The organism is Variovorax sp. YR566 (assembly GCF_051992195.1).
Lineage (GTDB): Bacteria > Pseudomonadota > Gammaproteobacteria > Burkholderiales > Burkholderiaceae_C > Variovorax.
In genome coordinates this window covers 261,987-284,799 of the sequence record NZ_CP197092.1, presented here as the reverse complement: position 1 = coordinate 284,799, position 22,813 = coordinate 261,987, and the positions used below count along the sequence as shown (strand labels likewise).

General features: G+C 68.0%; 23 protein-coding genes. 16 read left to right on the top strand and 7 right to left on the bottom strand.

Annotation, left to right across the window (positions count from 1 at the left end; all coding sequences use genetic code 11):
* Window positions 1-66: 66 nt before the first annotated feature.
* From ACTG4X_RS01425 to ACTG4X_RS01410, 4 genes are read left to right on the top strand one after another with little or no spacing between them, the layout of a single operon-like run.
* On the top strand, window positions 67-939 hold the full coding sequence (locus tag ACTG4X_RS01425; RefSeq protein ID WP_093057064.1) for a branched-chain amino acid ABC transporter permease: 873 nt from the start codon (window positions 67-69) through the stop codon (window positions 937-939).
* Window positions 936-1,895 (top strand): branched-chain amino acid ABC transporter permease, encoded by a 960-nt coding sequence (locus ACTG4X_RS01420; protein WP_093057065.1) that lies wholly within the window; start codon window positions 936-938, stop codon window positions 1,893-1,895. Before ACTG4X_RS01425 ends, ACTG4X_RS01420 begins: the two co-directional genes overlap by 4 nt.
* Window positions 1,892-2,641, top strand: coding sequence for an ABC transporter ATP-binding protein (locus ACTG4X_RS01415; protein WP_093057066.1), 750 nt, complete (start codon window positions 1,892-1,894; stop codon window positions 2,639-2,641). Before ACTG4X_RS01420 ends, ACTG4X_RS01415 begins: the two co-directional genes overlap by 4 nt.
* Complete coding sequence (locus ACTG4X_RS01410) at window positions 2,641-3,342, top strand: ABC transporter ATP-binding protein (protein ID WP_093057067.1); 702 nt, start codon at window positions 2,641-2,643, stop codon at window positions 3,340-3,342. The genes ACTG4X_RS01415 and ACTG4X_RS01410 overlap by 1 nt, the downstream gene beginning before the upstream one ends.
* A gap of 43 nt (window positions 3,343-3,385) precedes the next feature.
* Here ACTG4X_RS01410 and ACTG4X_RS01405 read toward each other — a convergent pair whose 3' ends face one another.
* Genes ACTG4X_RS01405 through ACTG4X_RS01395 form a run of 3 tightly spaced genes read right to left on the bottom strand, consistent with a single transcriptional unit; the run spans window position 3,386 to window position 4,965 of the window.
* On the bottom strand, window positions 3,386-3,844 hold the full coding sequence (locus tag ACTG4X_RS01405) for a hypothetical protein (RefSeq protein WP_097197503.1): 459 nt from the start codon (window positions 3,842-3,844) through the stop codon (window positions 3,386-3,388).
* 25 nt (window positions 3,845-3,869) lie between these two features.
* Window positions 3,870-4,577, bottom strand: a complete 708-nt coding sequence (locus ACTG4X_RS01400; RefSeq protein WP_093076540.1) for a Crp/Fnr family transcriptional regulator — start codon at window positions 4,575-4,577, stop codon at window positions 3,870-3,872.
* A 7-nt stretch (window positions 4,578-4,584) separates the two neighbouring features.
* Window positions 4,585-4,965 (bottom strand): DUF1090 domain-containing protein, encoded by a 381-nt coding sequence (locus ACTG4X_RS01395; protein WP_097197504.1) that lies wholly within the window; start codon window positions 4,963-4,965, stop codon window positions 4,585-4,587.
* Window positions 4,966-5,117: 152 nt separating this feature from the next.
* Here ACTG4X_RS01395 and ACTG4X_RS01390 point away from each other — a divergent pair, with 152 nt between their 5' ends.
* The 4 genes from ACTG4X_RS01390 (at window position 5,118) to ACTG4X_RS01375 (ending at window position 10,362) form a co-directional block, all read left to right on the top strand.
* The gene (locus tag ACTG4X_RS01390) at window positions 5,118-6,038 is read left to right on the top strand and encodes a 3-keto-5-aminohexanoate cleavage protein (RefSeq protein ID WP_093057071.1); all 921 of its coding nucleotides are present in this window, start codon (window positions 5,118-5,120) and stop codon (window positions 6,036-6,038) included.
* A 43-nt stretch (window positions 6,039-6,081) separates the two neighbouring features.
* Window positions 6,082-7,290, top strand: coding sequence for an ABC transporter substrate-binding protein (locus ACTG4X_RS01385; RefSeq protein WP_097197505.1), 1,209 nt, complete (start codon window positions 6,082-6,084; stop codon window positions 7,288-7,290).
* Window positions 7,287-8,240, top strand: a complete 954-nt coding sequence (locus ACTG4X_RS01380; protein WP_440533114.1) for a 3-hydroxyacyl-CoA dehydrogenase NAD-binding domain-containing protein — start codon at window positions 7,287-7,289, stop codon at window positions 8,238-8,240. The genes ACTG4X_RS01385 and ACTG4X_RS01380 overlap by 4 nt, the downstream gene beginning before the upstream one ends.
* 310 nt (window positions 8,241-8,550) lie before the next feature.
* Complete coding sequence (locus tag ACTG4X_RS01375; RefSeq protein WP_097197506.1) at window positions 8,551-10,362, top strand: feruloyl-CoA synthase; 1,812 nt, start codon at window positions 8,551-8,553, stop codon at window positions 10,360-10,362.
* 9 nt (window positions 10,363-10,371) lie between these two features.
* Here the strand turns inward: ACTG4X_RS01375 and ACTG4X_RS01370 are convergent, their stop codons facing one another.
* Entirely contained in the window at window positions 10,372-11,289 is a 918-nt protein-coding gene (locus tag ACTG4X_RS01370) for a LysR family transcriptional regulator (protein WP_097197507.1), read from the bottom strand.
* A 118-nt stretch (window positions 11,290-11,407) separates the two neighbouring features.
* On the opposite strand from ACTG4X_RS01370, the gene ACTG4X_RS01365 reads away from it, so the two are divergent.
* Genes ACTG4X_RS01365 through ACTG4X_RS01355 form a run of 3 tightly spaced genes read left to right on the top strand, consistent with a single transcriptional unit; the run spans window position 11,408 to window position 14,553 of the window.
* A complete protein-coding gene (locus ACTG4X_RS01365) occupies window positions 11,408-12,775 on the top strand; it encodes an MFS transporter (protein ID WP_097197508.1) in 1,368 nt (455 codons plus the stop codon).
* A 12-nt stretch (window positions 12,776-12,787) separates the two neighbouring features.
* The gene (locus ACTG4X_RS01360) at window positions 12,788-13,297 is read left to right on the top strand and encodes a GAF domain-containing protein (protein ID WP_093057076.1); all 510 of its coding nucleotides are present in this window, start codon (window positions 12,788-12,790) and stop codon (window positions 13,295-13,297) included.
* Window positions 13,294-14,553: a metal-dependent hydrolase family protein gene (locus tag ACTG4X_RS01355; RefSeq protein ID WP_097197509.1), complete on the top strand. Its 1,260-nt coding sequence runs from the start codon at window positions 13,294-13,296 to the stop codon at window positions 14,551-14,553. Before ACTG4X_RS01360 ends, ACTG4X_RS01355 begins: the two co-directional genes overlap by 4 nt.
* An 8-nt stretch (window positions 14,554-14,561) precedes the next feature.
* Here the strand turns inward: ACTG4X_RS01355 and ACTG4X_RS01350 are convergent, their stop codons facing one another.
* The gene (locus ACTG4X_RS01350) at window positions 14,562-15,368 is read right to left on the bottom strand and encodes a PaaX family transcriptional regulator (protein ID WP_097197510.1); all 807 of its coding nucleotides are present in this window, start codon (window positions 15,366-15,368) and stop codon (window positions 14,562-14,564) included.
* A gap of 77 nt (window positions 15,369-15,445) precedes the next feature.
* Between ACTG4X_RS01350 and ACTG4X_RS01345 the strand changes: the two genes are divergently transcribed.
* Window positions 15,446-16,228, top strand: a complete 783-nt coding sequence (locus ACTG4X_RS01345; RefSeq protein ID WP_097197511.1) for a crotonase/enoyl-CoA hydratase family protein — start codon at window positions 15,446-15,448, stop codon at window positions 16,226-16,228.
* Here the strand turns inward: ACTG4X_RS01345 and ACTG4X_RS01340 are convergent.
* Window positions 16,218-17,603, bottom strand: a complete 1,386-nt coding sequence (locus ACTG4X_RS01340; protein WP_097197512.1) for an aminotransferase-like domain-containing protein — start codon at window positions 17,601-17,603, stop codon at window positions 16,218-16,220. The two genes, ACTG4X_RS01345 and ACTG4X_RS01340, sit on opposite strands and share 11 nt — an antisense overlap.
* A 136-nt stretch (window positions 17,604-17,739) precedes the next feature.
* Here ACTG4X_RS01340 and ACTG4X_RS01335 point away from each other — a divergent pair, with 136 nt between their 5' ends.
* The 3 genes from ACTG4X_RS01335 to ACTG4X_RS01325 all read left to right on the top strand — a co-directional run bounded on the left by ACTG4X_RS01335 (window position 17,740) and on the right by ACTG4X_RS01325 (window position 20,930).
* Window positions 17,740-19,026: a hydroxymethylglutaryl-CoA reductase, degradative gene (locus tag ACTG4X_RS01335; protein ID WP_097197513.1), complete on the top strand. Its 1,287-nt coding sequence runs from the start codon at window positions 17,740-17,742 to the stop codon at window positions 19,024-19,026.
* Between the two features lie 66 nt (window positions 19,027-19,092).
* A complete protein-coding gene (locus tag ACTG4X_RS01330) occupies window positions 19,093-19,545 on the top strand; it encodes a hypothetical protein (RefSeq protein ID WP_093057082.1) in 453 nt (150 codons plus the stop codon).
* Window positions 19,542-20,930: a tripartite tricarboxylate transporter permease gene (locus ACTG4X_RS01325; RefSeq protein WP_093057083.1), complete on the top strand. Its 1,389-nt coding sequence runs from the start codon at window positions 19,542-19,544 to the stop codon at window positions 20,928-20,930. Before ACTG4X_RS01330 ends, ACTG4X_RS01325 begins: the two co-directional genes overlap by 4 nt.
* Here the strand turns inward: ACTG4X_RS01325 and ACTG4X_RS01320 are convergent.
* Window positions 20,914-22,266: an AsmA-like C-terminal region-containing protein gene (locus ACTG4X_RS01320; protein WP_097197514.1), complete on the bottom strand. Its 1,353-nt coding sequence runs from the start codon at window positions 22,264-22,266 to the stop codon at window positions 20,914-20,916. The genes ACTG4X_RS01325 and ACTG4X_RS01320 overlap by 17 nt on opposite strands.
* Window positions 22,267-22,359: 93 nt before the next feature.
* Here ACTG4X_RS01320 and ACTG4X_RS01315 point away from each other — a divergent pair, with 93 nt between their 5' ends.
* On the top strand, window positions 22,360-22,782 hold the full coding sequence (locus ACTG4X_RS01315; RefSeq protein WP_093057085.1) for a hotdog fold thioesterase: 423 nt from the start codon (window positions 22,360-22,362) through the stop codon (window positions 22,780-22,782).
* The last annotated feature ends 31 nt before the right edge of the window (window positions 22,783-22,813 follow it).

The following is a 22,813-nucleotide window of genomic DNA, read 5'->3' as shown; positions in this document are numbered from 1 at the left end:
GGTTCCGCGGTGTCCCGCGCAGTGCATTCCCATTGAACAACGATCCCGCCCAGAGAGAACCTCCTCGTGGATTTCGGCACCTTCCTGGTCCAGTGTCTGAACTCGGTTCAGTACGGACTCCTCCTCTTCCTGGTGGCCTCGGGGCTGACGCTGATCTTCGGGATCATGGGCGTCATCAACCTCGCCCACGGCAGCTTCTACATGATCGGCGCGTACATGGCGTTCGCGCTCGCGCCGCTATTCGGCGACCAGTTCCTGCTGATGCTGGTGGCCGGCGTGGTGCTGGCCGCCGTGTTCGGCTACCTGCTCGAATGGGCCTTCTTCAGCTACCTCTACCAGCGCGACCATCTGCAGCAGGTGCTGATGACCTACGGCCTGATCCTGGTGTTCGAGGAACTGCGCTCCATCCTGGTGGGCAACGACGTGCACGGCGTGAAGGTGCCCGCATGGCTCGACGGCAGCTTCGCGCTGGGCAATGTCATGAGCTACCCGTGGTATCGCCTCTTCGCCTCGGCCGCCTGCATCGTGCTGGCCGTGGGGCTGTACTGGGTGGTCAACCGCACGCGGCTGGGCATGATGATCCGCGCCGGCGCGAGCAACCGCGACATGGTGCGTGGCCTGGGCATCGACGTGAAGCGGCTCTACCGCATCGTGTTCGCGGCTGGCGTGGCGCTGGCGGCGCTGGCCGGCATGATCGCCGCGCCGATGTCCTCGGTGTACCCGAACATGGGTGCGAGCGTGCTCATCATCTGCTTCGTGCTGGTGGTGATCGGCGGTATCGGCTCGATCACCGGGGCGCTGGTGGCCTCGCTGCTGGTGGGCTTCGTCGACACCTTCGGCAAGGTGTTCTTCGCGGACCTCAGCGGCATCGGCATCTATCTTCTGATGGCCATCGTGCTCATATGGAAGCCCGAGGGGCTGATGGGGAGGCGGCCATGACAGCCATGAAAAAAGGCGCCTTCCTCCTGCCCGTAGCCTGCGCGGTGGCCATCGGCATCGCCGGTCCGTTGCTGGGCAACTATGCGTCGGACTTCATCGTGAAGGTGATGATCCTGTCGATCTTCGCGCTGAGCCTGGAGCTGCTGGTGGGCATGACGGGCCTCGTGAGCCTGGGCCACGCGGCGTTCTACGGCATCGGTGCGTACATGACCGTGCTCGCCTCGGGCAGCGAGGGCGGCAACTTCGCGCTGCTGCTGCCGCTGGCCATGGGCGCGGCTGCGCTCTATGCGCTGTTCGTCGGCGCCCTGAGCCTGCGCACGCGCGGCGTGTACTTCATCATGGTGACGCTGGCCTTCGCGCAGATGGCCTTCTTCGTGTTCCACGACACCAAGGTCGGCGGCGGCAGCGACGGCATCTACATGTATGTGCGCCCCGCCATCGGTGCGCTCGACATGGAAAACCGCACTGTGCTGTTCTACGTGGTGCTGGCGTCGCTGGTGTTCACCTACGGGCTGCTGGCACTCATTCGCCGCTCGCGCTTCGGCGCAGCGCTGGCCGGCATCCGCGTGAACGAGCAGCGCATGCGCGCGGCAGGGTTCGCGGTGTATGGCTACAAGCTCGCGGCCTTCGTGCTGGCCGGTGCGCTGGCCGGGCTCGCGGGTTTCCTGCTGGCCTCGCGCGACGGCGTGGTCAACCCGGAGCTGATGGCATGGCACAACTCGGGCGAAGTGCTGCTGATGGTGATCCTCGGCGGCCTCGGCCATCTGCGCGGCGCGGTGATCGGCGCCATCGCGTTCACGCTGCTGAAGGAAATCTTCTCGACGCATGCGGTGATGGGCCCGCTGGCGGACCACTGGCAGCTGACGCTGGGGCTGACGATCATCGTGTTCGTGGCGCTGCTGCCCAAGGGGCTGATCGGCCTGGTCCAACGCCTGTCGCCGAAGGGGGCCGCATGACGACCGCACTGCTTTCCGTCGAAGGCCTCACGCGCCGCTTCGGCGGCCTCACGGCCGTCAATGCCGTCACGCTCGACCTGCACGTCGGCGAAGTCCATGCGGTGATCGGCACCAATGGCGCGGGCAAATCGACGCTGATCAACATGCTCTCCGGCGAGATCGAAGCCTCCGAAGGCCGCATCGCGCTCGACGGCGTGGACATCACCGGCCGCGCCCAGTCGAAGCGCGCGCGCGACGGCGTGGGCCGCAGCTACCAGCGCACGACGATCTTCCCGGAGTTCAGCGTGCACGAGAACTGCCGCCTCGCCGCGCAAGCCGCCACGCCCAAGCCCTGGGCGTTCTGGCAATCGTCGAAAGATTGCGCCACCAGCAACGCATCGGCCGACGCGGCGCTCGAAGCTGCCGGCCTCGCCCATGAAGCGGGCCGCATCGCCGGCACCATGAGCCACGGCGCGCAACGCCAGCTCGAAGTGGCCATGTGCCTGGCGACCAACCCGCGCGTGCTGCTGCTCGACGAGCCGCTCGCCGGCATGGGCGCGGAGGAAACCGACCGCATGCTCACGCTGCTCGCGCGGCTGAAAGCCACGCATGCCATCCTGCTGGTGGAGCACGACATGGACGCGGTCTTCCGCATTGCCGACCGCATCACGGTGATGGTGAACGGCACCGTCATCGCCACAGGCAACCCCAAAGAGATTCGCGAGAACCCCGAAGTGCGCACCGCCTACCTCGGAGAAGACCACTGATGCTCATCGTCCGCGACCTCAACACCTACTACGGCAACAGCCACATCCTGCGCGGCGTGCACGCCGGCATTCCGGCGGCCACATCGGTCGGCCTGCTCGGGCGCAACGGCATGGGCAAGACCACGCTGATCCGCACGATGATGGGCTACGTGCGCCCCGCCTCGGGCGAAGTTCAGGTCGACGGCCGCACCGTCACCGGCCTGCCACCCGAGAAGATGGCGCGGCTGGGCATCGGCTACGTGCCCGAGGGCCGCGGCATCTTCCCGAACCTGTCGGTGCGCGAGAACCTCGTGATGAGCGAACGCGCCGGCATCGACGGCCGGCGCGAGTGGACCTTCGACCGCGTGATGGCGACATTTCCGCGCCTGTCGGAGCGGCTGTCGCACGGCGGCCAGCAGCTGTCGGGCGGCGAGCAGCAGATGCTGTCCATCGGCCGCGCGCTCATGACCAACCCGCGCCTCCTGATACTCGACGAGGCCACCGAAGGCCTGGCGCCGCTGATAGTGGCCGAGATCTGGCGCGTGATCGGCGAGATCCGCGCGACCGGCATCGCCACGCTGATCGTGGACCGCGACTACCGCAAGGTGTTGGCGCACACCGATCTTGCGGTGGTGATGGAGAAGGGACAGATCGTGCGGCACGGAGCCTCGGCCGATCTGCTGGCCGAGCCGCAGGCGCTGGAAGAACTGCTGGGCGTGTAGAAGGGGTGCGCCCGCATGCGGTTGCGGCTGACGCAGTGAGCAATCAGGCCACGCGCTGCTTGAGAACAGTCGGTTCGATGGCCGGCGCCGGCCAGAGCTGCAGGTGGTAGCGGTCGTTGCCTTCCAGCCCGTCTTCGGAAAGCGTGTTGAGGCCCGCATAGCAGGCACGCAGCCTGTAGGTTCCGGGCGCAACGGGAATGCGCGCCGCATCGGGAAAGTAGTCGGTACAACCGGCGATGACCAGGTTGGCGCTCTGCGTCACCAGGGTGCATTCGACGACATGCTCCCACTGGTCGAGATCGAGCGGGCTTTCCGTATCGAGGATCTCGACGGTGACGGGCACGTCCATGTTGCGAACGGTGCCGATGCCGACGACGCCGGCTTCGGTCGCAAGCATGCGTTCCACGGCTTCGTCTGTCCACGCATCGGAGAGATCGCCATCTGCGGCCTCGTCCTGGATGTAGAACTGGAAGTAGTCGGCAAAGATGCTGAATTCATGCATGGGGCGTACTCCGATTCCTTTTTTGCTATTCGATGAAGCGCCGCAGCCCTTCAAGATCGATCACGGTGATGCCACCGTACTCGATCCGCAGGAAGCCCGCCTCCTTCAGCCGGTTCAGCGCCGCATTGCACCGCTGACGCGACACGCCCGAGAGATTCGCAATCTCCTCCTGCGAGGTCTGCAGGTGCGGCTCGCTGCCCGGATGCAGCCACGGGTGGAACAGCCCCGCCAGCGCGCGCGCCACCTGGCTGTCGGCATCGAGCAGCCGGTGCGCCGCGTAGTTGCCCATGAACCAGTGCAGCCGCTCGTTGATCTGCTGCAGCAGGAAGTGGTCGAAGCCGCGCTGCGTGCGGTGCAGCCACTCGAAGGTTTCGAGCGGCAACTGCGCTACGCGGCTCGGCCGCAGCGCGATGATGTCGGCCGAACGCGGCAGCGCCCGCAGCAGCGTGCCTTCGCCGAACCAGCTGCCGACCGAGAGCCCGCCGAAGGTCACGGAGCGTCCGTCGCTCGAGGTGATCGACCACTTGAGCAGCCCTTCGAGCGTGCCGTACCAGTGCAGTGGCGTGTCGCCGCGCCGGCACAGCGCGGCACCCGCGGCCACGTCGACCTCGCGTATCTCGTCGAGCACGCGCTCGCCCGCCGCCACGTCGAGCAGCGGGAACCAGGCCGAGCCCTGGAGCAACTGGGGAATCGTGAGCGATGCCGCCTGGATGGCGGGCCTGGTCGTGGGCATCTTCTTTTTACTGCGCGCCCTTGAGCTGTTGCAGCTCGGCCTGCGCTTCACGCAATTTTTCTTCGCGGTCTGCGATCTTGTCGGCACGGCCCTTGTGCTGGGCCTCGCGCAGGTCACTCTCGCGTTCTGCCACCTTGCGTTCCTGGCTGCGAATGCGCCGCTGGTGCTCTGCCGCCAGCTTCGCGTCGCTGCAGGTGCGGCGCACTTCGCCCAGCGCCTTTTCGAGCCCGCGCACGCGCTGCTTCTGGCCCTTGGCCTTGGCCGCCTCGATGTCGCGGCCAATGGCCTCGCGCTTGGCTTCGCAAGTGGCGGGGCCTGCCGGTTGCGCGAGCGTCCAGGTCGAGGTCAGCGCGGCCGCGGCGGCCAGGAGGATGGGCAGTAGTCTCATTGGTTCTCCTTGATGCGCGCAATGGCGCTGGGGCGACTTTAGCGTTTGGCGCAGCGTAAACCCTGCCCCCAAATGTCGTCGCGATGACTGAGTGCAAATGCGCCCCAAAAAATAATGACGCGCCCCCATGAAAGACACCAGGAGCCCCGAGCATGTCGAAGCGCAAAGTGATCGTGACCATCGCCCCTACCGGCGGCATGGCGCACAAGTCGCAGAACCCCCATCTCCCCACGCAGCCCGCCGAAATCGCCGCCGACGTGCTGCGCTGCTGGAATGCCGGCGCCAGCGTGGTGGCCATCCACGCGCGCCGCCCGGACGACGGCGCCACCTGCAACGCCGATGTATACCGCGACATCAACAGCCGCATCCGCGCGGGCGGCAGCGACATCGTCATCAACAACTCCACCGGCGGCGGCGTGCACGGCGACATGGTGAAGCCGCTGGCCGGCGAGCGCTGGGAGATCGCATGGGAAGAGCGCATCAAGGGCATGGACGCCGGCGCCGAGATGTGCACGCTCGACGCGACCACGCTCAACCTGAGCTTCGAAGGCAGGCAGATCCTGATGGACACGCCCATCACCCGCGGCCGCGAACTGGCCGCCGGCATGAAGGCGCGCGGCATCAAGCCCGAGTGGGAGGTGTTCAGCCCCACGCACATCCTGCAGGACACGACCACGCTGATACAGGAAGGCCACGACGACGAGCCCTACTTCATCAACCTTGTGATGAACGTGCACCGCAACTTCCAGAACGCGATGCCCTACTCGCCGCGCTTCCTGCAGATGATGGTCGACACCCTGCCCAAGGGCAGCATCTTCTGCGTGAGCGGCATCGGCCCCTCGCAGCTCGAAGCCAACGTGGCGGCGCTGCTGCTGGGCGGCCACGCGCGCGTCGGCCTGGAAGACAACCTCTACTTCCGCCAGGGCGAGCTGGCCACCAACGTACAGCTCACCGAGCGCATCGTGCGGGTGATACGCGAGCTCGACATGGAGGTGGCCACGCCGGCCGAGGCGCGGCAGATGATGGGCCTGCCGCGGGTGGGCACGCCGAGGCCCGAGTTCGCGCTGGGCTGACGACGAAGAAGAACCAGAACAACGAACGAACGGAGACAGGCACATGAACATTTCCCGCACCGCCCTGGCCCTCGCCCTGGGCACGGCTTTCGCAGCAAGCGCCTCGGCCCAGGTGTCCGACGACACGATACGCATCGGCTTCATCAGCGACATGTCGGGCATCTACCGCGACTACGACGGCCCGGCCGGCGCCGAAGCGATCCGCATGGCCATTGCCGACATGGGCGGGGCCATCGGCGGCAAGAAGATCGAGCTGGTCACGGCCGACCACCAGAACAAGCCCGACATCGCCGCCGCCAAGGCACGCGAATGGTTCGACGTGCAGAAGGTCGACATGCTGATCGCGGGCGTCAACTCGGGCGCGGCCATTGCGATGGCTGGCGTGGCGGCCGACAAGAAGAAGCCGTACTTCGTGGTGGGCTCGGGCGCGTCGAGCCTCACCAACGAGTACTGCTCGCCCTACACGGTGCACTATGCCTACGACACGGTGGCCATGGCGCGCGGCACCGCGAGCGCGGTGGTCAAGGCCGGCGGCAAGAGCTGGTACTTCGTGACGGCCGACTACGCCTTCGGCGCGGCGCTGCAGAACGACGCGGCCAAGATCGTGCAGGCCAGTGGCGGCACGGTGGCGGGCTCGGTGAAGCATCCGCTGGGCGCGAGCGATTTCTCTTCGTTCATGCTGCAGGCACAGAACTCGAAAGCGCAGGTGCTGGCGCTGGCCAATGCGGGCGGCGACACGGTCAACGCCATCAAGTCGGCAGCGGAGTTCGGCATCAGCAAGAACATGAAGCTGGCCGGCATGATCATCACCATCAACGACGTGCATGCGCTGGGCCTGAAGAGCTCGCAGGGCATGTACCTCACCGACAGCTGGTACTGGAACCAGAGCCCCGAGGCGCGCGAATGGGCGCGCCGCTTCTTCGACAAGCACAAGCGCATGCCCTCCTCCTTCCATGCCGGCGACTACTCGGCCGCGCTGCAGTACCTGCAGGCCGTGAAGGCCGCGGGCAGCGACGATGCCGACAAGGTGATGGCGCAGTTGCGCAAGACGAAGTTCAATGACATGTTCGTCAAGGGCGGCTGGCTGCGCGACGACGGGCTGATGGTGCACGACATGCACCTGATGCAGGTGAAGACGCCGGCCGAGTCGAAAGAACCATGGGACTACTACAAGGTGGTCGAGCCGATCCGCGGCGAGGCCGCATGGACCACGAAGACAGAAAGCCGCTGCGCGCGGTGGAAAGCAGCATGAGCACATCTTCTGTTTCGAGCGTGAAGCGCGTGGCGGTGGTCGGCACCGGGGTGATCGGTGCGAGCTGGGTCGCGTACTTTCTCGCGCACGGGCTCGACGTGAACGCGACCGATCCGTCACCCGGCGCCGAAGACCGGCTGCGCGCTGCGGTGGCGCAGCATTGGCCCACGCTGGAGCGCTTCGGCCTGGCCGAAGGAGCTTCAGTGGACCGCCTGCGCTTCCACGACAGCCTGGAAGACGCGGTGTCCGTGGCCGACTTCGTGCAGGAAAACGGCCCCGAGCGCATGGATTTCAAGATCGACCTGTTCCGCCGCATGGACGCGGCGGCGCCGCCGGAAACGATTCTTGCGTCGAGTTCGTCGGGCCTTGCGATCAGCGGTGTGCAGTCGGGCTGCGCGCATCCACAGCGCGTCGTTCTGGGGCATCCGTTCAACCCGCCGCACCTGATTCCGCTGGTGGAGGTGATCGGCGGCGAGCAGACCTCGGCCGAAGCCATCGAGCGCACGATGGCGTTCTACGCCGCCGTCGGCAAGCGGCCGATCCACGTGAAGCGCGAGGTCAAGGGCCACATCGCGAACCGGCTGCAGGCGGCCCTGTGGCGCGAAGCCTTCCACCTCGTCAACGAAGGCGTGGCGAGCGTGGCCGACATCGACACGGCCATCGCGCACGGACCCGGCCTGCGCTGGGCGGTGATGGGGCCGTTCATGAACCTGCATCTCTCGGGTGGTGCTGGCGGCATCGAGCACGTGCTCGCGCACCTGGGTGGACCGATCGAGGACTGGTGGAAGGACTTGGGCACGCCGTCGATGACTGCAGATCTCAAGCAGAAAGTGACGCAAGGCGTGGCCGACGAACTGGGCTCACGCCGCACCAGCGACCTTGAAGCTGCGCGCGACACCCTGCTGTTAAACCTGATTCGCGCGAAGGCAGACACCGGCAAGCTCGACTAGATGAAAGCTTGCTTTTCGATTTTTCGCGTTGTTCGTTCGGGGTGCGATCACGCCGACGGGGTGCCTTGCTCCGCGAATGTCCCCCGGCCTGCGGCCTCCTCCTTTATGTCGCTGCGCAAGGCACCCCATCGACGTGATCGATGGGCGCAGCGCTTGTGCGGCCGGCAATACGGCTGCGCCCATGTGCGAATGGCACCGGGTGCTCCCCGCAGCGAAATAAAGGAGGAGGGGCGCAGCCCCGGGGGACATTCGCGGAGGGGAGCACCCGGTGTCATTCGCACACGCCCTGAACAAACCCCGGAACACTGAAATGACCGACTTCCTCAATGACGAAAGCCTGATCGCTCCACCCCGCACGGTGCGCATCGACTTCGACGACGGCTCCTTCGCGCTGCGCTCGCCGACGGCGCTGAAGCCCTACGCACGCTGCATCGGCGAATGGCTGGAACGGTGGGCCACGGAAACGCCCGACGCACTGGCCTTCGCCGAGCGCGACGAAACAGGCGAAGGCTGGCGCAAGCTCGACTACCGTGCGCTGCGGCAAGCCGTCGGCTCCGTGGCGCAAGGCCTGCTCGACCTGAACCTGCCGGCAGACCAGCCGGTCGTGATCCTCTCGGACAACGCCATGGACCACGCCGTGCTGATGCTCGCGACCATGCACATCGGCCGCACCGCGTGCTCGCTCTCCAGCGCCTACTCGCGCATGGCCAAGGACCCGTCGCGGCTGCACGGCATGCTGCAGGCGCTGAAGCCCGCGTTGATCTATGCATCCGACGCCAAGGTATACGGCGCATCGCTCGCAGGCTGCGGCGTGGAGGCGGTCACGGTGTTCAGCCGCAACGCCGATGCGCATCCCGGTGCGATCGGGTTTGAACGATTGCTCGCAGCGAAGGAAACACCCGCCGTCATGCAGGCCTTCGCCAACGTGCTGCCCGATACGCACGCCAAGTACCTGCTGACCTCCGGCTCCACCGGCAAGCCCAAGGTGGTCATCAACACGCACCGCATGCTTTGCGCCAACCAGCAGATGATGGCGCAGACTTGGCGCTTCCTCGCGCAGGAAAAGCCGGTGCTGGTCGACTGGCTGCCCTGGAGCCACACCTTCGGTGCGAACCACAACCTGCACATGGTGCTGTGCCACGGCGGCGCGCTCTACATCGACGAGGGCCGGCCCGCGCCGGGGCTGATCGAGAAGACGGTGCGCAACCTGCGCGAGGTGAAGCCCACGCTGCTGTTCAACGTGCCGCGCGGCTTCGACATGCTGCTGCCCTTTCTCGAAGCCGACGACGCGCTGGCCGCCGAAGTGTTCTCGCGGCTAAGGCTTGCCTTCTATGCGGCGGCGGCGCTGGCGCCCTCCACCTGGCAGCGGCTCGAAGCGGTGGCAAAGCGCGTGCGGCCCACGCGGCCGCTGTGGCTCACCACCTCGTGGGGCGCGACAGAGACTTCGCCCGCCATCACCTCCGCGCACTGGAAGCTTGACGGTGCCGGCTGCATCGGCGCGCCGCTGCCGGGGCTGGAGCTGAAGTTCGTGCCCAACGGCGAGAAGCTGGAGATGCGCGTCAAGGGCGTCTCGGTGTTCCCCGGCTACCGCGATGCGCCGCGCGAAACGGCGCAGGCTTTCGACGAAGAAGGCTACTACCGCATCGGCGACGCCGGCTTTCTCGCGAACCCGGCGCAGCCCGCGCATGGCGTGATCTTCAACGGCCGCGTGGCGGAAGACTTCAAGCTCTCGACCGGCACCTGGGTGTCGGTGGGCACGCTGCGCGTGAAGCTGGTGTCGATGCTCGCGCCGCATGCGCAGGACGTGGTGCTCACCGGCCACGACCGCGACGAGATCGGCATGCTGGTGTTTGCGAGCCCGCAAGGCGCGGCGCTGCCGCCGGAGGCCATGGGTGAGCGCATCGCCGGCGTGCTGCGTTCGCTGCGCGACGAAGGCGCGGGTTCCTCGCAATGCCCGGCCTGTGCACTGGTGCTGGCCGAGCCGCCGAGCCTCGATGCGGGCGAGATCACCGACAAGGGCTACATCAACCAGCGCGCCGTGCTCACGCGCCGCGCGGCGGACGTGGCGCGCCTGCACGCCCTTGCCGATGACGACCTGCAGGTGGTGCGGCTGCGCGCCTGATCAAGAAGATCACGAAGGCTGCTCGAACAGCGCCAGCAGCGTGTTCTTCAGCCACTGGTGCAGCGCGGAGGTCTCGTGCCGCTGGTGCCAGAACAGTTCGATGACGCGTGCCGGCGCCTCCAGCGGTACGGGCATGCGGCGCAGGCCGGCCAGGCGCGCGGGCTCGAACTTCTCGGACCACGGCAGCACCGCGATCAGGTCGGAGCGGCGCACCACTTCGTACGCCGCGCCGTAGTGGTTCACCGTCGCGACCAGGTTGCGCTGCAGCCCTCGGCTGTGCAGGAACAGGTCGTAAGTCGGCGTGGTCTTGCCGACCAGGCTCACGTCCACATGGCGCGCCGCGAGGAATTTCTTCAGCGGAATCCTGTCGGTGCGCGCCAGCGGATGCCCGGTGCGCATGACGCACACGAAGTCAGGCGACCACAGCGCCCTCGACTTGAGAAACGCCGGCCTCTGCACTTCCTCGTTGTAGACGCTGATCGCGAAGTCAGCCTTGTTGTCGGCCAGCACCTTGTCGAAATCCACCAGCGTGTTGGGGATGGCGTGAATCAGCATCGACGGCGCCGCCTTGCTGAGCTTGCTGGCGAGCCGCGGCACCACGATGCCCGAGACGTAATCGGACATCGCGATGCTGAGGCTGGCGGTGCTGCGCAGCGCATCGAAGCGCTCCAGGTCGAGCGTGCCGCGAATCGCATGCAGCGATTGCGACAGCGGCTCCCACAGGTCGATGGCCCGCCGCGTCGGGTTGACGCCGGCCCCGCTGCGCACGAACAGCGCGTCGTCGAAGGTCTCGCGCAGCCGGCGCAGCGCGTTGCTGACCGCGGGCTGCGTCAGCGACAGCTTGCTGGCGGCACGCGTGACGTTGCCCTCGGTCATGAGGGCCTCGAACACCTTCAGCAGGTTGAGATCGGCGGAGCGGTAGTTCATCGTGCGGCCTGACCATTCACTGAATCAATAAACACAATCACACGTATAAATTTGTCGTGATATCCCCGCGATCCTACGATCTGCCGCTTCTCTGCACCACCGAAGTCGAGGGATTCACATGACCATGCTGTCGGCCCGCATCGAGCGCCTGCCGTTCTCCGGTTTCCATCGGCGCCTGCTCCTCATGGGAGGACTGGGCTACACCTTCGACGCAATGGACGCCGCGGTGATCGCCTTCGTGCTGCCGGTGCTGCGCACCGAATGGGGGCTCAGCAGCGTGCAGATCGGCGTGCTGGCCAGCGCGAACTTCATCGGCTTCTTCTTCGGCGCCCTCGCGTCCGGCACCTGCGGCGACCTGTTCGGGCGGCGCGTGGTGATGATGTCGGCACTGGCGATCTACTGCGTGGCGTCGCTCTTCAGCGGCATGGTCGACAGCTGGACGGTGTTTCTCGGGCTGCGCATCGTGGCCGGCTTCGGCGCCGGCGCCGAGAGCGCGATCATCGCGCCCTACCTGTCGGAGTTCGTGGCGCGCCGCTACCGGGGCACCTTCACCGGCGCACTGGCGGGCTTCTTCTCGTTCGGCTTCGTGGCGGCGGCGCTGCTGGGCTACTTCATCGTGCCGGCGCATCCGCAGGGCTGGCGCATCGTCATCTTCATCACCGCGATGCCGGTGGTGCTGCTGCTGTGGTGGCGGCGCGCGCTGCCCGAATCGCCGCGCTGGCTGGAAAGCCAGGGGCGGCAGGCCGAGGCCGGGACCATCGTGGACGCGATGGAGTCCGAGACCGTGCAGCGCGGCCTTGCGCTGCCTGCGCTCAACGCAGAGGACGTGGCCGCGCCGCCGCCCAGCAACAGCCGCGGCAGCCTGCTGAAGAACTACGCCACGCTGGTCTCCGGCAAGCTCATCCGCATCAGCACCATGACCTGGCTGATGTGGCTGGCGATCACCTTCAGCTACTACTCGTTCTTCACCTGGATTCCCAGCCTGCTGATCCAGAACGGCATGACGATCACCAAGAGCTTCGGCTACTCGCTGGTGATCTACCTCGCGCAGATTCCGGGCTACTTCTCAGCCGCCTGGCTCAACGAGAAGATCGGCCGGCAGGCCACCATCGTGAGCTACATGCTGCTGGGCGGCCTCTCTGCGCTGGGGCTGGCCTTCACGCACAGCGACGGGCAGATCATGGCGGCGGGCGTGCTGCTGTCCTTCTTCATGAACGGCACCTATGCGGGCGTCTATGCCTACACGCCGGAGGTTTTTCCGACGCAGGTGCGCGCGACCGGCTCCGGCCTGGCGTCGGCCATCGGGCGCATCGGCGGCATCACGGCACCGATCCTGGTGGGCTTCATCTATCCGGCGCTGGGCTTCGCGGGGGTGTTCGGCATGACGACGGCAGTGCTGCTGCTGGGCGCGGCGGCCGTCACCTTCATGGGCATCCCGACGCGCGGCCGTTCGCTGGAAGACATTGCGGCCGCCGAACTTTCCTGACTCAGGGCATCCATGCAACCCAAGCTTCTCGATGAATCGCTGTCGGCCGTCGCGCGCGCGCATGCCGACACGCAACAACCCCAGGCCACCTTCGACGCGCTCGAGAAGGCGGTGGCCGCGACCATCGGCCACCGGCTCTTCACCATCCTGGTGCACCACCGCGAGGCGCGCGAGTCGGAACGCATCTACACCAACATGCGCGAGGCCTACCCGGTGGGCGGGCGCAAGCCGATCACCGATTCCCCGTGGATGCAGCAGGTGATGCAGCGCGGCCTGCCCTACATCGGCCGCAACGCCGACGACCTGCGCGACGTGTTCTACGACCACGAACTCATCGTGTCGCTGGGTTGCCGCAGCGTGCTGAACATTCCGCTGCGCTGGCGCGGCGAGACGCTGGGCACGCTCAACATGCTGCACGAGGAAAACTGGTACGACACCGGGCACGTCGAGCTCGCGCGCGTGTTCGCGCAGCTGGCGCTGCCCGCCGTGATGGCACAACAGACCAAGGAGTCCATGGCATGACGAACACCGTACTTTTCAGGAACGCCAACCTGCTCGACCCGCAGCGCCCCGAGCTGCTGGAAGACCACCACATCCTGGTCGAAGGCGGCGTGGTCCGCGAGGTTTCCGACAAGCCTATCCACAGCCCCTCGGCGCGCACGATCGACGTGAAGGGCAAGACCGTGATGCCCGGCCTCATCGACCTGCACGTGCACGTGATCGCGGTGGAGCTCAATCTCTCGCGGCAGGTGCACATGCCCAACGTGCTCATCACGCTGCGCAGCGTGCCCATGCTGCGCAGCATGCTGCGCCGTGGCTTCACCACGGTGCGCGACGCGGGCGGTGCGGGCTTCGCGTTCAAGCAGGCGGTGGAATCAGGGCTGGCGCAGGGTCCTCGCCTGTTCGTCTCCGGCCGCGCACTGAGCCAGACCGGCGGGCACGGCGACATGCGCGCGCGCTCCGACTACCTGATGAGCAACGACGGGGCGTGCGCCACCTGCGTACGCGTCGGTGCGCTGGCGCGCGTGGTCGACGGCGTGGACGCGGTGCGCCGTGCCGTCCGCGAGGAGCTGCAGATGGGCGCTGACCAGATCAAGATCATGGCCTCCGGCGGCGTGGCCTCCCCGACCGACCCGGTGGGCGCCTTCGGCTACAGCGAGGACGAGATCCGCGCCATCGTCGAAGAGGCCCGCGGGCGCGGCACCTATGTGATGGCACACGCCTACACCGCCGAGGCCATCGCGCGGGCCGTGCGCTGCGGCGTGCGCACCATCGAGCACGGCAACCTTGTCGATGCGCCCACGGCCGAACTCATGGCGCAGCTCGGCGCGTATGTGGTGCCAACGCTGGTCACCTACGACGCATTGGCCAACGAGGGCGAGAGCTTCGGGCTGCCGAAGGAAAGCGTGGCCAAGGTGGCCAGCGTGCGCGAGGCCGGCCTGCGCTCGCTGGAGATCTACAAGGCAGCGGGCGTGAAGATGGGCTACGGCTCCGACCTGCTGGGCGAATCGCAGCGCCTGCAGAGCGACGAGTTCCGCCTGCGCGCCGACGTGCTGTCACCCGCCGAGGCCATTGCCAGCGCAACGACGGTCGCGGCCGAGGTGCTGGGCATGAGCGAACGCCTGGGCCGGCTGGTGCCCGGTGCACTGGCCGACATTCTGGTGGTGGACGGCAATCCGCTGCGCGACGTCGGCTGCCTGCTCGGCCAGGGCGAGCGCATTCCGCTGGTCATGAAGGAAGGCGTGGTGCAGTTCGACGAACTGGGCACCGTCCACTGACCGAACGACTACGGCAGCGCCAGCCACTTGCGCCAGAGAACCAGCGCCTTGTCCTGGTAGCGCCGGGTGGCGGCGAGCAGCGCGGCGCGCGGTTCGGGCGACATGAGTTCGGCCGGCAGCAGCGGATCGCGGATGAGGTGCGCGATCACGGCGCGCCCCAGCAGCAGCGACTCGCGCGTGGCCACTTCGAGCCGCTGGGTGCGCAGCCGCTTCTCGCTGCGTTCCAGGCCCGTCTGCAGGCGGCTGCAATCGGCCGTCAGGGCGCGCACATTCCAAAGCTTGCGTGCGGCGGCCTGCGCGGCATCGTCCAGATCGGCCAGCCGGAACACCAGGGCGGTGCGCGACAGGCCCAGGGCCGCCAGCTGCTCGCGCTCGCCTTCCAGCCCACCCGCGAGGTTGTCGGGCCGGATGTTCAGCCCCGGCCGCAGCGCCGCAAAGCCGCGCAGCGACAGCGCAAGAGCGTGATGGCGCCACGCCGTCTTGTCGGCGCGCGGCACGCCGGCGTCGTGCACGGCGAGCCAGTCGCCGCGCCACGCGACGGCCTGCGCCTGCTTGTGCCGCCAGTCGTCGACCGCGCGCGACAGCGCCGGGCCCTTGCGGTTGAGCGCGTAGCTGCCTCGCTCGCCGCGCGCGATCTTGCCCTCGGCCGCGAGCCGCGTCAGGCCCACGCGCAGCGTCGATTCACCGATGCCCATGAGCTCGCCCGCGCGGCACAGCGCCTGCGAACTCAGCGTGCCGCCGTCGGCCACCAGCAGGTCGAGGATCAGCTCCGGCGCGCTGGGGATGGCGACCGGCACATTACATACTTTGTCCATAATTGCGAAACAGAGAAATATTTCCTACGATGCAACCGAGCGACCGCTAATGTAATTTAGCCCGAAAGGATGCACGCATGGCCATGCAGTACGTGGCGTACGACGTGGACCGCACGGTCTGCACCATCACGCTGAACCGCCCGGAGAAACGCAATGCGGTCGACGGCGTGGTGGCCGCCGAATTGCGCCAGGCCTTCGAGCGCTTCGAAGCCGACGACGCACTGCGCGTCGCGGTGCTGACCGGCGCGGGCGGCAACTTCTGCGCAGGCGCCGACCTCTCGGCCGTAGGCGACCCGGCCCGGCGCAATGAGCTCGATACCGAAGGCGGTGGCAGCGGCCCGATGGGGCCGACGCGCATGGCGCTGTCGAAGCCGTTGATCGCGGCGGTGAACGGCTATGCGGTGGCGGGCGGCCTCGAGCTCGCGCTGCTGGCCGACCTGCGCGTGGCCGACGACGACGCGGTGTTCGGCGTGTTCTGCCGCCGCTGGGGCGTGCCGCTGATCGACGGCGGCACGGTGCGGCTGCCGCGCATCGTGGGCATGGGGCGCGCGCTCGACATGATTCTTTCGGGCCGTCCGGTGGGCGCGCCCGAGGCGCTGGCGATGGGTTTGGTCAACCGTGTGACGCCATCCGGCGGCGCATTGGCCGCCGCGCAAGAGCTGGCCCATCAACTCGCCGCCTTCCCTCAGCAATGCATGCTGGCCGACCGCCGCTCAGCCTACGCGCAGTGGGACATGCCGCTGGCCGAGGCGCTGCGCCGCGAGGGTGCGCAGGGCGTGCCGATGGTTTTCGCCGAAGGCGAAGCCGGCGCGGCGCGCTTCGCCGGTGGCGCCGGTCGCCACGGGGAGTTCAAGCGCTGAAGAAGCGCAGCGTGGTACGCAGCGCCTTGGCGAAGCGCGGGTCGGCCATGGCGCCCACGTTGAAGCGCGACCAGCGCGACACCTGCGTCGAATCGACGCTGAAGATGCGCCCCGGCGCCATCACGATCTTGCGTGGCAGCAGCTCCTTCGCGAAGGCCAGCGAGTCGGCCACGCCGGGCAGCGCGGCCCACACGTAGAGCGACTGCGGGGTGCGCGCGAACACCTCTGCGTCGACCGAGTCGAACAGCTTGATCGCGTTGCGCGTGGCCTCGCCGAGCCGCGCCTGCAGGCGATTGAGGTGCCGCTGGTAGTGGCCCTCGCTCAGGATGACGTCGACCGTGCGCTCGCAATACTCCGAACTGCTCACGTGGATCAGTGCCTTCAGGTCCGCGAGGTCGCTCGCCAGGTCGGCGCCGCAGGCGATGAAGCCCACGCGCAGCGCTGCGGAGAACGACTTGGAGAAGCTGCCGATGTAGATCGTGCGCTCCAGCTGGTCGAGCGCGGCCAGGCGCGGCAGCGAGGTGGGCTTGAAGTCGGCCAGCGGATCGTTCTCGACGATCAGCAGGTCGTGCTTCTGCGCGAGCTGCAGCACGCGGAACGCCTTGGCGGGCGAGATGTCGGAGCCCGTGGGGTTGTGCGCGATCGACTGCGTGAAGAACAGGCGCGGCCGCTCGGCAACGAGCAGGCGCTCCAGCGCCTCGAGGTCGGGCCCGTCGGCCAGGCGCGGCACGCCCAGCACCTGCGCGCCCGCGAGCTTGAGCTTGCCGAAGAGGGGGTAGTAGCCAGGGTCGTCCACCAGCACCTTGCCGCCGGGTGGCACGAAGTAGCGGATGACGATGTCCATCGCCTCGTTGGCGCCGTGCGTCAGCACGATCTGCCGCGGCTCGGCGCCGATGCCGAAGTCGGCCAGCTTGCGCACGAGATGGTCGCGCAGCGGCGCATAGCCGAAGCGGCTGCCGTAGCGGAACAGCGCGCCGAGCCCCGTGCGGACCACCTTCGGGTGGTACTTGTCGAGCCGCACGTCGGCCAGCCATTCGACTGGTGGAAAGCCATCGCCCACCGCAAGGGCGTCGGGCTGGGTCTTGAGCTGCTCGCGCATGAGCCACACGATGTCCATGGCGCGGCCGAGACTGCCGGCGTCTTCTTCCACCGGTTTGACCACCTGCTGCGGCAGCACGAAGTAGCCCGAACCGCGGCGCGGCTCGACCAACCCGCGCGACACCAGCAGCTCGAAGGCGGCCACGACGGTGTTCTTGGCGTAGCGATGAAGCTGCGCAAGCTCGCGCAGAGAAGGAAGCTTGTCGCCGGCCTTGTAGGCGCCGCTGGCGATCTGGCGCGCGAGAGTCTCGGCGAGCGAATCGGCAATGGTGGTCATGGGCGCCGACTGTGACACAGCGGCCCGCTTTCGCGCACCACTGTCCGCACTGTCCCGCCAAACTGTGCCTTCCACCGGCGGTACAGCCGACCTAAATTGCCTGCTCCGAATTCATCTTCCGAAGAGACAAGCAACGATGGTCGCCGACTCCCGCATTCCCAACTTCCGCGCACTCACGCCCGCGCAGCGCCTGGCCCACATCGCGCAGGCCGCATCGCTCTCCGGGGATGAAGTGGCACTGCTTTCCCTGCCCGGCGCCCTCCGCGTAGACCGCGCCAACGGCATGGTCGAGAACGTGATCGGCACCTTCGAGCTGCCGCTGGGCGTGGCCGGCAACTTCACCGTCAACGGGCGCGACTACCTCGTGCCGATGGCGGTGGAGGAGCCCTCGGTGGTGGCCGCCGCCTCCTTCATGGCCAAGCTGGCGCGCGAGGGCGGCGGTTTCGAGGCTTCGAGCACCGGCCCGCTGATGCGCGCACAGGTGCAGGTGATCGGCATCACTGACCCGTACGGCGCGCGACTGGCGCTGCTGCGCGCGCGCGACGAAATCCTTGCCGTGGCGAACAGCCGCGACAAGGTGCTGATCGGCCTGGGCGGCGGCTGCCGCGACATCGAGGTGCATGTGTTCGGCGACACGCCGCGCGGCGCGATGGTGGTGATGCACCTGATCGTCGACGTGCGCGACGCGATGGGCGCGAACACCGTCAACACCATGGCCGAGGCGGTGTCGCCGCTGGTCGAGAAGCTCACGGGCGGCACGGTGCGGCTGCGCATCCTGTCGAACCTGGCCGATCTGCGGCTGGCGCGCGCACGCGTGCGGCTGGCACCCTCGGTGCTGGCCACGCGCGAACGCAGCGGCGAAGAGGTGGTCGAGGGCGTGATCGACGCATACACCTTCGCGGCCATCGACCCCTACCGCGCGGCGACGCACAACAAGGGAATCATGAACGGCGTCGATCCCGTGATCGTCGCGACCGGCAACGACTGGCGCGCAGTGGAAGCCGGCGCGCATGCCTATGCCTGCCGCAGCGGGCGCTACACCTCGCTGACCACCTGGGAGAAGAACACCGCGGGCGCGCTGGTCGGCACCATCGAGATGCCGATGCCGGTGGGCCTGGTCGGCGGTGCGACCAAGACACACCCGCTCGCACGGCTCGCGCTGAAGATCCTCGACGTGAAGTCGGCACAGGAGCTGGGCGAAGTCGCGGTGGCCGTGGGCCTCGCGCAGAACCTCGGCGCGCTGCGCGCGCTCGCCACCGAAGGCATCCAGCGCGGCCACATGGCGCTGCATGCCCGCAACATCGCGCTGGTCGCGGGCGCTACCGGAGACGAGGTCGACAGCATCGCGAAGCAGATGGCGGCCGAGCACGACGTGCGCACCGACCGCGCGGTCGCACTGCTCGAAGCGCTGCGCAAGAAGTAAGCAGACGAGCACCGCGGCGGCCACGCAAGACGGCCGTCAGATAACCACAGACGGAGACATCGAAAAATGAGTGCAGACAGTGCAACGCCCGCCCGCTGGCGGCTGGTGGAGATATGGGGCGACACGGCCGACCTGGGCCATCTCGCGTGGTCGATCGCCATCGGCATCGCGGTGAGCCTTACGGGCTACCTCGTGGCCAGCCGCGTGCTCATGAGCACTGTCGGCACGCCCGAGCTGGCACGGGCCTACGCCATGCTCGCCGGCCTGGGCGGCTGCGTGGTGTCGGGCCTGATCTGCGCAAAGCTCTTCACGCCGAAGCGCGAAGTCGTCGAAGGAGCAGCGGCCGATCCGCGCTGGCGCGAGGAGGTGCTGGCCGAACTGGCCGGCGAGCAAGGCGACCTCGGCTCGGTGGACGACCTGCCGCCTGCCGTGGTGCGCGAGATGAAGGAACTCGAAATCCACGACCTGTTCGCGTCGTACAAGCCCCGCGCTCGCCGTACCGAAGGAGCCGCGCCATGATCGATGCCGCACTCCTGAACCAGATCCTCGTGGCCACCGGCATGGGCCTGGTCGGCGCCGTCGTGTTCGCGGCCATCGGCCTCGTCTCGGGCACCGACGAGACCACCACGCTCGCGCCGCTCACCCTGCTGGTGGTGCTGCTCGGCGTGCCGCCCGAAGGCGTGTTCACCTTCTTCCTGGCGGCGGCCGTGGCCAAGCACATGACGCATGCGGTGCCCACCGCGCTGCTGGGCATTCCGGGCGACACCATGGCCACGCCGCTGCTGCAGGATGCGAACGTGCTGCGCAACCTCGGCGTGCCGCACATCGCGCTGCGCAAGATGGTGTCGGGCGCGATCATCGCGGCCTTCATCGCGGTGCCGCTGGCCGTGCTGTTCGCGGTGCTGCTGGCGCCCTACGGCGCGGCCATCACCAAGGCGGCCCCGTGGATCTTCGTGGTGGCGGCCGTGGCCATCGCGTACTTCTCCAGCGGGCGCTGGGCCTCGGTGGCCACGCTGGTGCCGTTCGTGATGGTGATCGTGGCGCTGCAGGCGCTCACCGGCAAGTACGGCGTGAAGCTCGGCATCAGCTACTTCCTGGGCATCGCCATCGGGCCGCTGGTGGCCGACCTGTTCTCGGTGATCTCGCCGGCGGCGCGCGCACGCATGAAACGCGACAAGGTCCGCACCTTCTCGCTCGCCCCCGACGTGAAGGGCTGGTCGGGCTACTTCCCGAATCCGTTCAAGGTGCTGGACCGCACGCAGGTGAAGTGGACCTTCGCGACGGCCGCGATCTCCAGCGCCACCTTCGTGTTCAGCCCGGTCGCGATGACCGTGGTGCTGGGCGAACTGGTGGGCTCGCGCATCAAGCATGCGTACCACCGGCTCACCACCACGCTGGCCGCGCGCAACGGCGTGACCGAGGCCACCTACATCGCCGAGGCGCTGATCCCGCTGATCGCCATCGGCCTGCCGCTGAGCCCTGTGGCGGCCGGCCCGGCCGCGCCGCTGTTCAACGCGCCGCCGGTGTTCACCATCGATGCGGCCACCGGCCAGACGCACAACCTGCACAACCTGCTGAACCACTGGGAGTTCCTGGGCTACGGCATGCTGGCGGTGGTGCTCGCTGCCCTGGTGGCCTATCCGTTCACGATGAACTTCGCGCGCCGCGCGGCGCTGTTCGTGTCGCGCAAGGTGAGCCACGAGGCGATCATCGCGACCTTCGTCGGGCTGATCGTGGTCATCAGCGTATGGGAAGGCCAGCTGCTCGGGCTGCTGGTGATCCTGACGATGGGACTGCTGGGCGGGCTGCTGTCGCGCGCGATCGGGTTCAACACCGGCGTGCAGTTCATGGGGTACTACACGGCGGTGCTGACGGTGCCGGCGGCGATCAAGGCGTTTGCCTAGGGCCGGTGCGCGGCCTGGGCGCCGGCTTGGGCTTGGGCTTCGGCTTGCTCCCGCCGAACATCTTCTCCACCTGCTGCCCCACGCGCGCCCCGATGGCCGTGCCCACGCCCGGCAGCACCGCGCTGCCGATGGCCGCGCCGGTGAGCGCGGCGCCGGTCAGCGAGAGCTCGGGGTCGCTCGCGGTGCCGCCGATCTTCAGCGGCACGCCGATCACGCCGTCGACAAGGTCCACCGCGATCTCGCCGTCGAGCTTGCGGTTGAAGAGCTTCAGGTTGCCGCTTGCCGTGAGCACGCCCGAGCGGGCCTTGAGGTTGGTGTACTGGATCACCACGCCGTCTTCCGTGCCCTGGGTGTCGACTGTGCCGGTGAGCTCGTCCAGCTGCGTCGTGCCCCCGCGGCTGACGCCTGCAGTGGCGACGGCCTTGGCCACGTCCAGCTTGGTGAGCGTGGCGGGCTGTACCGAGAAGGTGGTGCGGGTGTGCAGGCTGCGGATCAGCGCGCCCAGCTCCTCGGAGCTCCCGGCCTCGGCCACGAGCGTGGTGTTGCCCGAGAACTTGCCCGCCACCGAGGTGCGGCGGTCGAAGGCCTGCACCAGGCTCTCGATGTCGATCTGGCGCGGCTCCAGTTCGGCGGAAAACTGCAGCTTGCCGTCGGGCAGTGTCTCCAAGCGGGAGACACCGTTCCAGGTGCCTCCGCCCGCGTCGATGCGGGTGCGCCAGCGGTCCTGTCCGGCCTGGCGGTCCAGGCGCAGGCGCACGGGTGGCGTGACACTGGCGCGCTCGAGCCGGGCCTGGCGCGGGCGCCAGCCGGGGTCGAAGCGGACGTCGCCGTCGTAGGCCAGCGAGATGTCGCGCCGGTCGATCCAGACCACGTCGCGCCAGCGCAGCAGTTCCACGGGCACGGGTGCGAGCGTCCATGGCGCGGGCAGCGCGACGACGTTGCCGCTGCCCTCCTGCGGCTTGGGCCCCTTGCCGCGGAACGCCCGCACCGAGGCGCGCGGCAGCACCAGGCTTTCGATTTCGATCTCGTCCACGGCAATGACGCGCTGCAGCAGCGGCGCAAGCTGCAGCCGCAGGGTGGCGCGGCGCAGGGTGATGGGGCGCGGCTGGTCGGTGGCGACGTCGGACAGCACCAGCACGGGCACCGGCAGCAGCGACCAGTGGGCGCCGCCCACCTTCAGGGCAACGCCGAAGCGCTTCTCGAAGCCTTCGGCGATCTTCGCGGCCACCTCGTCGTCGGTGGGCAGGCGCGCGCTCACCACCCACACCAGCACGCCCACGCCCAGCAGCAGTGCGACGGCAATGCCAATGAGCCAGCGGCGGACGGGGTGCTTCATCGATTCAAGGTAACACGCAAAGGCGACTCGGTTTGTCAGTCGCCATCGCTATAGTTTTGGCCACTGTTACAGGCACAAAGAAAGAAGCACGCCATGCGTATCTGGAAAAAAGAAATCTCCGTCGAGGCGCTGACGCGCAACCACGTGGGCACCGTCGTATCGGCACTGGGCATGGAATTCCTGGAGGTGGGCGACGACTTCATCCGCGCCCGCTGTCCGGTGGACGAACGCACCCGCCAGCCCTACGGCATCCTGCACGGCGGCGTGTCGGTGGTGCTGGCCGAGACGCTGGGCTCCTGCGGCGCCCACTACTCGGCCCCCGAAGGCGACCGCGCCGTGGGCCTGGACATCAACGCCAACCACATCCGCTCCGTCACCAGCGGCTGGGTGATCGGCACGGCGCGGCCGGTGCACCGCGGACGCACCACGCAGGTCTGGCAGATCGACCTGACGAACGAGGCGGGCGAACTGACCTGCGTGTCGCGCATCACGATGGCGGTGCTGCAGCCGCGCTGAGGCAGAGTGCGGCGGCGGGCGGCTGCCATTC